Source organism: Corallococcus llansteffanensis (assembly GCF_003612055.1).
GTDB classification, from domain to species: Bacteria; Myxococcota; Myxococcia; order Myxococcales; family Myxococcaceae; genus Corallococcus; species Corallococcus llansteffanensis.
On sequence record NZ_RAWB01000470.1, the window covers coordinates 1 to 7,802 of the forward strand.

General features: G+C 70.5%; 9 protein-coding genes. All 9 read right to left on the reverse strand.

Annotation, left to right across the window (positions count from 1 at the left end; genetic code table 11):
- Window positions 1–1,063, reverse strand: a 1,063-nt coding sequence (locus tag D7V93_RS32210; protein ID WP_147451452.1) for a cytochrome ubiquinol oxidase subunit I, incomplete at its 3' end; no start/stop codon positions are given.
- A gap of 33 nt (window positions 1,064–1,096) precedes the next feature.
- The gene (locus tag D7V93_RS32215) at window positions 1,097–1,591 is read right to left on the reverse strand and encodes a hypothetical protein (RefSeq protein WP_120647027.1); all 495 of its coding nucleotides are present in this window, start codon (window positions 1,589–1,591) and stop codon (window positions 1,097–1,099) included.
- Entirely contained in the window at window positions 1,588–1,992 is a 405-nt protein-coding gene (locus D7V93_RS32220) for a phage holin family protein (RefSeq protein ID WP_120647028.1), read from the reverse strand. Before D7V93_RS32220 ends, D7V93_RS32215 begins: the two co-directional genes overlap by 4 nt.
- Window positions 1,993–2,190: 198 nt before the next feature.
- The gene (locus tag D7V93_RS32225) at window positions 2,191–3,222 is read right to left on the reverse strand and encodes an ADP-ribosylglycohydrolase family protein (RefSeq protein WP_120647029.1); all 1,032 of its coding nucleotides are present in this window, start codon (window positions 3,220–3,222) and stop codon (window positions 2,191–2,193) included.
- Window positions 3,223–3,670: 448 nt separating this feature from the next.
- A complete protein-coding gene (locus tag D7V93_RS32230; protein ID WP_120647030.1) occupies window positions 3,671–3,940 on the reverse strand; it encodes a hypothetical protein in 270 nt (89 codons plus the stop codon).
- 119 nt (window positions 3,941–4,059) lie between these two features.
- A complete protein-coding gene (locus D7V93_RS32235) occupies window positions 4,060–4,464 on the reverse strand; it encodes a F0F1 ATP synthase subunit epsilon (protein ID WP_120647031.1) in 405 nt (134 codons plus the stop codon).
- A 21-nt stretch (window positions 4,465–4,485) separates the two neighbouring features.
- The gene (locus D7V93_RS32240; RefSeq protein ID WP_120647032.1) at window positions 4,486–5,034 is read right to left on the reverse strand and encodes a hypothetical protein; all 549 of its coding nucleotides are present in this window, start codon (window positions 5,032–5,034) and stop codon (window positions 4,486–4,488) included.
- Between the two features lie 20 nt (window positions 5,035–5,054).
- Window positions 5,055–6,500 carry a F0F1 ATP synthase subunit beta gene (gene atpD / locus D7V93_RS32245; protein WP_120647033.1) on the reverse strand — a complete coding sequence of 482 codons (1,446 nt, stop codon included), beginning with the start codon at window positions 6,498–6,500 and terminating at the stop codon, window positions 5,055–5,057.
- Between the two features lie 314 nt (window positions 6,501–6,814).
- Entirely contained in the window at window positions 6,815–7,711 is an 897-nt protein-coding gene (gene atpG / locus D7V93_RS32250; protein WP_120647034.1) for an ATP synthase F1 subunit gamma, read from the reverse strand.
- Window positions 7,712–7,802: the final 91 nt, after the last annotated feature.

The window sequence follows — 7,802 nt, forward strand, 5'->3', positions numbered from 1 at the left end:
TCCCCCGCCCGTGCGGCCACGCCCGGCCCCGCCACCGGCGCCACAGCGTCACCAGCGCGAGCAGCGCCATCAGGCTGCCCGTGCCCACCATCACCTGGAAGGCCACATGGACTTTCGCCACCGGGGGCCAGGTGTCGCGGGGGAAGTCATTCAGCCCCTTCACCTCCGCGTCCGGATCACCAAACGCCAGGATGGAGAGCCCCTTCGGCACGTCGATGGCGCCCGACACCGTCCGCGTCTCCACGTCCGGCAGTCCGCCCAGCTTGAGGGGCGCGCCCACCTGCGTGTCGAAGTGCCCCTCCATCGCGGCCAGCTTCACCGGCTGCGCCTTCGCGACGTGCTTCGCGGACAGGTCCCCCACCAGCGGCTGCAGGAGCGCGGTGACACACGCGAGCGGCAGCGCGATGGACAGCGCCTTCTTGTGGAAGGCCGCCCCCGGGTGCTTCAGCAGGATGAAGGCGTGGATGCCCGCCATCGCGAACGCGCTGGCCTGGTAGCAGGACAAGAGCACGTGCGCCGTCTGGTACTGCCAGCCGGGGCTGAACATCGCCACCAGCGGCTGCACGTCCGTGGGCCCCGACGCCGTGGGCGTGAAGCCGGACGGGTTGTTCATGAACGTGTTCACCAGCGTGACGAAGAAGGCGCTGGCCGCGCCGCTCACCGCCACCATCACGCCGCTGAACAGGTGCAGGCCCGGCGACACCCGCTCGCGGCCGTACAGGTAGATGCCCAGGAAGATGGCCTCGGTGAAGAAGGCCACGCCCTCCAGGCTGAAGGGCAGGCCAATCACTTCCCCGTAGCGGCCCATGAACTCCGGCCACAAGAGTCCCAGCTCGAACGAGAGCACCGTGCCGCTCACCGCGCCCACCGCGAACAGGATGGCGGTGCCCTTGGCCAGCTTCTCGCTGAGCTTGCGGTAGTCGCCGTCCCCCGTCCGCCGGTGCATCCAGTCGCTCAGCACCATCAACACTGGCAACGCCACGCCCGCCGCCGCGAACACGATGTGGAACGCCAGCGACAACCCCATCTGCGCACGCGCATAGAGCAGGTCCGTCATGCCCATCAGCATGCTTTATGCGCGAATTTTACGCCTTCACTATTTCTTATCAGCGTTCTCAGGCACCTTGGGGCCGGTGCGCGAGGGCACCAGGGTCTGCATGGAGTTGCGGGCCACGGCGGTGGCGAGCGTGGTGGCGAAGATCATCACCAGCTTGCGGCCCAGCTCCGCGCCCAGGGGCTTGTCCTCCACGCTGGTGGCCACGCGCTCCGGGTGGGCCCACGCTCGCTCCAGGGCCTTGCGGCGCCGGCGGCGGACGCGCTCGTCGTAGTGGCGGGAGCGGTAGATGGCCACGCCCACGCCCACGCCCACCACCATCAGCGCGGCGGCGCCCACGGTGACGAGCAGGTCGCGGTGCTGGTTGACGTGGTAGCGCATGTCCATGGCGCGGTCGCGGCGCCGGTCCAGCTCCTCCAGCGTCAGCAGCAGCTCGTCGCGGATGCGGTCCGCGGTCTGCTCCACCTGTTCGCGGTCGCCCATGTGGCGGGTGATGGCGTGCTCGCCGTGCGCTTCGGTATCGGGGGCCTGGCTCATTGCAGCGTCTCCCGGGTCATCTTGAAGTCCGCCTTCAGACGCTCCTGGGTGTGGGGCATGGCCTTCTTGGGCACCCGCTTCGTGCCCAGGAACAGCAGCAGGCCCGCCACCGCCAACAGCACCGCGCCCACGATGAGCACGCCCACCGCGGCCCCCAGGGGGAGCGCCAGCCCCAGCGCGACGAAGAGCACCGCCAGCGAGGTGAGGGCCAGCACGGCCCCCGCGCCCAGGAGGATGCCCGCGGTCTTGGCGGCCTGGAGCTCCTGCTTCAGCTCCTTCTTCGCGTGCATCACCTCCGCCTTCACGAGCAGGCGGGTTTCCGACAAGGCATGCCGGATGAGTTCCGAGGTGGAGAGCGTCTCCAGCTGCGTGCGCTCCAGGCGTTCCGATTCGAGGTCCACGACCGTGCCTCCGACTTGGTGGGCCCAGGGAAGGACCGTCGGACGCCTGACCGGCATCCCGTCCACCCCTGTTCTGTCCCTCAAGGTGGTCAGGAAGGGTGGGCGGGAGAAGTCCCGGCGCACACCCCTTTCGTGTTCGGCTGCCTGCCTGCTACCCCCGTCCCCCGAGGAGGAACGGGTCCCGGAAGCAGACGAGCGCTACCGGCGGCGGTGCTGGTGGGCGATCGCCGTGGCCAGCGTCTCGCGCACCTGTCGGGCCCGGAACAGCCGGTCCGCGGTGTCCACCAGGTTCTCCGCGTACAGCACCTGCTTGCGCAGGCGGGCCGGCAGGGCGCGCGTGCCCAGGTGCGCGCCCAGCAGCGCCCCGGTGAGGGCCGCGGCCACGTCCGCCTCGCCGCCGCAGCGCAGCGTGAGGATGACGGCCTGGCGGAAGTCGTGCGGCACCTTCAGCGTCGCGTACAGCGAGGTGAGCAGCACCGGCACCACGTGGGCCGGCAGGCCGTCCACGCCCTTGAGCTCACTGGGGGGCACGCCCACCTTGCGCAGCTGGTTGAGCGCGCGCTGGGTGTCCCAGGTGAGCAGGCGCGGCAGGTGGCGGATCTCCTCCGCCAGCGCCTTGTCGTGCACCGCGGCGGCCAGCGCCAGGGCGTCGCAGAAGGCCGCGGGCGTGAGGGCCTCCTCCTCCATGCCCAGCGCCACGGCCTGCGCGAACGCGGCGGCGGCCGCGGCGCAGACCGGATCCTTGTGCGTCACGACGGTGAGCACGCCCGCGTCATGCGGCAGGCGCGCGCGCTGGCCGCTCTCGAAGAGGCCCACCACCAGCGCGCGGCTGAGCACCGACGGGCAGCGGATGCCCAGCGGCGCGCCCGCGCTCATCCACGGCGTGCCGCCCGCCAGCCGCTGCAGCGACTCCGACAGGCTGCGCGGCGGCTGGAGGATGATGCCCTCCTGCCACAGCCACGCCAGGTGCGCCGCGGCGCTGCGGCCCTCCACCTTGCCCTCGCGGATGACGCTCTCCGCGGCGGCGAGCAGCAACTGCGTGTCGTCGCTGAACTGGCCCTTGGCGTACTTGCCGCGCGGGCGGGGCGCGAAGTCCTCCGCGAGCCCGGGCAGGCGGGTCAGGCTCGCCGGCGGGATGCCCCTCAGCGGAAAGCCGAGCGCATCGCCGATGGCGAGTCCGAGAAACGCCGCATGGAACCTGTCCTGGCGATCTGCGGGAGTCAGCGGCATCGGAAGGGCGGAGACTACCCGAGCCTCAGGCAAGGACGAGCACCGAGATGAACGCTGCGTGGGCGCGCGAAGCGACAGCGTTTCGATCATGGGGCCTTGACGTGCGCGGAGCGGGTTCGGTGGAGCCATGGACAGGAGAGGTCCCTCCGGGTTGCACCGCGCGCGTCGACACTTTCCGCCTCCTCCGCCGTCAACGCGGCGCAACCGGGGGCGCGGTAGCTATCGCATCCCGCCGCGTTTCAGCAAGCAGGCGCCCCCGATGACGTATGCGAGCCCGCCTCCATGTCCAACTCCGGATGCTGCGCATGGACCGAAAGGGACGCACGGGTGGCCGCGCGTGGGTGCGCAAGGCGCCGTGCGCGTGCGGAGCCCACGGGCTCAGGTGTTCACCTTGACGCGCGCGACTTCACGTCGATCACGCGAAGCGCGCGGCGCACGCGCGTGAAGCTCACGAATCGTCGCGGCCCAGGTTGACCACCGCGAGCAGCCGCGCCACCACCGCTTCGGCGCCCTGGTGCAGCCGCGTGCCATCCCAGAGCGCCGGGGTCGTGTGGCCGCCTCTCGCGCGCCAGTCCGCCTCCGCCTCTTCGAAGGCGACGTTGCGGAAGCGCACGCGGTCTTCCAGCGCGTGGTCGGTGACGAAGAGGCGCGCGGTCGCGGACGGGGGATCCGCGATGCGGTGGAACAGCTCCAGCAGGGGGGTGACGGGAGGGCTCATGGCTTGAAGCCGCATCATGCCGCCCAGAGGCCCTGAACGCGGAAAAGGGTGGAGCGCCGGCCCCCGGTGTCACGGGGCTTCGGGCTCCACCCTTCCGGGTCACGACAGGAGGTTCGCGCTCAGCGGGTCTCGGCGGCGCCGATGCGCGCGGCCTCGCGGCGCACCGCGGCCTGCTCCAGCGCGTAGCGTGCGTCCGCGGCGCTCAGGTCCTTGAGCCGCGCCTCGGCCTCCGCCATGCGGCGGCGGGCGCCCGCGACGTCGATGCCGTTGATGGGCTCGGCGGCGTCCGCCAGCACCAGCACCTTGTCGTTGCTGACCTCCACGAAGCCGCCGGCGATGAAGTACTTGTCCTGGCGGCCGCCCTCGATGAGGGTCAGCGTGCCCGGCTCCACCAGCGACAGGAACGGCGTGTGGCCGGGCCGCACGCCGAACAGGCCCTCTCCGCCCGGCACGATGGCCTCGTCGGCCTGCACGGACAGGATGCGCTTCTCGGGGGTGACGATCTCGACACTCAGCTTGGCCATGAAGGTCCTCGTGCTACCGCATCAGAAAGTCAGCCGCTGGGTCTTCGCGCCCACCGGCTCGAACTCCACCACCCCGGCGTCCGTCAGGCGGGGGCCCTTGCCCGGGATGCCCAGCGTGCCTTCCAGCCACTTCAGGTGGTGGGCCATCTGCCGCACCTCGGGGAGCTGCTTCGTCGTCATCAGCTCCGTCAGCCGCTTCTCCTGGAGCTTCTGCCCGGTGCGGTCGAACTGGGCCGCCACCATCACCCGCGCCCAGGACAGGCCGCTGCCCCGCTTCTTCTTGCCGGCGGGCGGCTTGCCCTTCTCCACCAGCGGGTAGAGCACCCAGACCTTCTCACCGTCGTTGGACGCGAAGTACAGGTCGTCCACCGTCCCCACGCACACGTTCGCCGACCAGAGGGGCCCGTTCTCCTTGAGCATCTCCAGCCGGCACTGCCCCACACCCGTGTCCACCATGCGCACGCTGTAGAGCCCGTTCGCGCTCACCCGTGCCCGGCTGCCACGCTCCTCCGCCAGGGCGGAGGGCGCGACACAGCAGAGCATCAGGGCGAGCGCGGCGGTCAGGCGCATGGGGCAGGTTCCCGACGGCCTTACGCGGCCGCCAGCTTGCGGGCGTTCTCGATGACCTCGTTGATGTCGCCCGTCATGTAGAAGGCGCTCTCCGGGATGTCGTCGTGCTTGCCGTCCGCGATCTCCTTGAAGCCGCGGATGGTGTCCGCCAGCTTCACGTAGCGGCCATCCTTGCCGGTGAAGACCTTGGCGACGAAGAACGGCTGCGACAGGAAGCGCTGGATCTTCCGGGCGCGCGCCACGGACAGCTTGTCCTCTTCCGACAGCTCGTCCATGCCGAGGATGGCGATGATGTCCTGGAGCTCCTTGTAGCGCTGCAGGATGCCCTGGACGCGGCGGGCCACGGCGTAGTGCTCCGCGCCAAGGACGTCCGCGGACAGGATGCGGCTGGTGGAGTCCAGCGGATCCACGGCCGGGAAGATGGCGAGCTCCGCGATGGCGCGGTTGAGCACCGTGGTCGCGTCCAGGTGGGCGAACGCGGTGGCGGGCGCGGGGTCCGTCAGGTCGTCGGCGGGCACGTAGATGGCCTGCACGGACGTGATGGAGCCCTTCGTGGTGGAGGTGATGCGCTCCTGCAGGCCGCCCATCTCCGTGGCGAGCGTGGGCTGGTAACCCACGGCGCTCGGGATGCGGCCCAGGAGGGCGGACACTTCCGAGCCGGCCTGGGTGAAGCGGAAGATGTTGTCCACGAAGAGGAGCACGTCACGGCCCTCCACGTCGCGGAAGTACTCGGCCATGGTGAGCGCGGAGAGGGCCACGCGGGCGCGGGCGCCGGGCGGCTCGTTCATCTGGCCGTAGACGAGGACGGCCTGGCTGGCCTCCAGGTTCTCCGTCTGGATGACGTTCGTCTCCTGCATCTCGTGGTACAGGTCGTTGCCCTCGCGGGTGCGCTCGCCCACGCCGGCGAACACGGAGAAGCCACCGCGCTCCACGGCCACGTTGCGGATGAGCTCCTGCAGGAGCACCGTCTTGCCCACGCCGGCGCCGCCGAACAGGCCGATCTTCCCGCCTCGGGTGTAGGGGGCGAGCAGGTCGATGACCTTGATGCCGGTCTCGAACATCTGCACGCGCACGTCCTGGTCCGTGAACGCGGGGGGCGCGCGGTGGATGGGCCAGTACTCGGTGGCCTTCACCGGGCCCATCTCGTCCACCGGGTCGCCGGTGACGTTCATGATGCGGCCCAGGGTGGCCTTGCCCACCGGCACCTGGATGGGGGCGCCCGTGTTGCGCACCTGCATGCCGCGGCCCAGGCCCTCGGTGGAGTCCATGGCGATGCAGCGCACCGTGTTCTCACCCAGGTGCTGAGCCACTTCCACCGTGAGGTTGTCCTGCTCGGCGCCCAGGTTGGGGTTGGTGATCTTCAGGGCCGAGTAGACTTCCGGGAGCCCGCCGGGCGGGAACTCCACGTCGACCACGGGGCCGAGAACCTGCGTGACCTTGCCAGTCGTCGGAACTTGAGCGCTCATGGAATCCTCTGCCTTGTCTCGTATGGCGAGCGGCCGGGACGCCGCCGCCCGTCAGGAAATCAACCCCAAGAGAAGGGGTGTGGGCGCGCCCCCTTTACCGGGGGCCCCCCGGCAGGGTCAAGCCTCCCGGGTCCGCGCGCGTAAGTCCCGCTTAGCGGAGCGGTGTCCCCAGCGCCAGTCCCCCGCTGCATCCTTTCGTCCGACCCACCTCCCCTGCCCGCCTGGCGGCCGGGGGGAAACGACGAAGGGCCCGACCCGCGCTGTGACGCGCGAGCGGGCCCCCGGGGGGTCCAACGGGCCGCTGGCCGGGCGGACTACTTGAGGGCCTCGGCGCCGGAGACGATCTCCATCAGCTCCTTGGTGATGACCGCCTGGCGGGTGCGGTTGTAGAGCAGGGTGTAGCTGGAGATCATGTCCGTGGCGTTGTTGGTCGCGTTCTCCATGGCGCTCATGCGCGCGCCCTGCTCGCTGGCCACGCTCTCCAGCAGCGCCCGGTAGACCTTGATGTTGACGGCCTGGGGCACCAGCCGGTCCAGCACGGCCTGGCGGGAGGGCTCGTACTTGAAGTCCACCAGCGCGGGCGCCGCGGCCGCCGTCTCCGGCGTGGGCGTGGCGGCGGCCTTCGCGGCGGCGGGCTGCAGGGGCAGCAGCTGCGACACGACGACGTTCTGGCTGATGGCGGAGATGAACTCGTTGTAGACGACGTAGACGGCGTCCACCTCGTCGTTGAGGAACGCGGCGGTCAGCTCCTCGGCGACGTTGGCGGCGGAGCGGTAGTTCAGCCCCGCGTACAGGCCGGCGAAGTCCTTGCGGATGGACTGGCCGCGGTTGCGGAAGAAGTCATGGCCCTTGCGGCCCACCGTCGAGACGCGCACCTGGAGGTTGGTGTTCTCGTACAGGAAGCGGTTGGCGCGGCGGATGACGTTGGAGTTGAAGCCGCCGGCGAGGCCACGGTCGGACGTGAGCAGCAGCAGCTCCACGCGGCGCACCGGGCGGCTGGCCAGCAGCGGGTGCGCCAGCTCCTGGTCGGCGGAGCGCAGCGCCAGCTCGGAGATGATCTGCTCCAGCGTCTGCGCGTAGGGGCGGGCGGCGAGGATGGCGTCCTGCGCCTTTCGCAGCTTCGCGGCGGAGACCATCTTCATCGCCTTGGTGATCTGCCGCGTGTTCTTCACCGAGCGGATGCGCTTGCGGATGTCTCGAAGGGACGCCATGGACCGGAAACTCCTCTGGGACGACGTGCGGCGCGCACCCTCGTGGACGGCCCGGGAGGCCGGATGGGGCGGCGGGCCCCCTATATAGGCG

Bases quoted from the DNA above. Each gene is read 5' to 3' on its own strand.
- D7V93_RS32215 (WP_120647027.1), bottom strand. From the start codon at position 1,591: ATGAGCCAGGCCCCCGATACCGAAGCGCACGGCGAGCACGCCATCACC.
- D7V93_RS32225 (WP_120647029.1), bottom strand. From the start codon at position 3,222: ATGCCGCTGACTCCCGCAGATCGCCAGGACAGGTTCCATGCGGCGTTT.
- D7V93_RS32230 (WP_120647030.1), bottom strand. From the start codon at position 3,940: ATGAGCCCTCCCGTCACCCCCCTGCTGGAGCTGTTCCACCGCATCGCG.
- D7V93_RS32235 (WP_120647031.1), bottom strand. From the start codon at position 4,464: ATGGCCAAGCTGAGTGTCGAGATCGTCACCCCCGAGAAGCGCATCCTG.
- D7V93_RS32240 (WP_120647032.1), bottom strand. From the start codon at position 5,034: ATGCGCCTGACCGCCGCGCTCGCCCTGATGCTCTGCTGTGTCGCGCCC.
- atpD (WP_120647033.1), bottom strand. From the start codon at position 6,500: ATGAGCGCTCAAGTTCCGACGACTGGCAAGGTCACGCAGGTTCTCGGC.
- atpG (WP_120647034.1), bottom strand. From the start codon at position 7,711: ATGGCGTCCCTTCGAGACATCCGCAAGCGCATCCGCTCGGTGAAGAAC.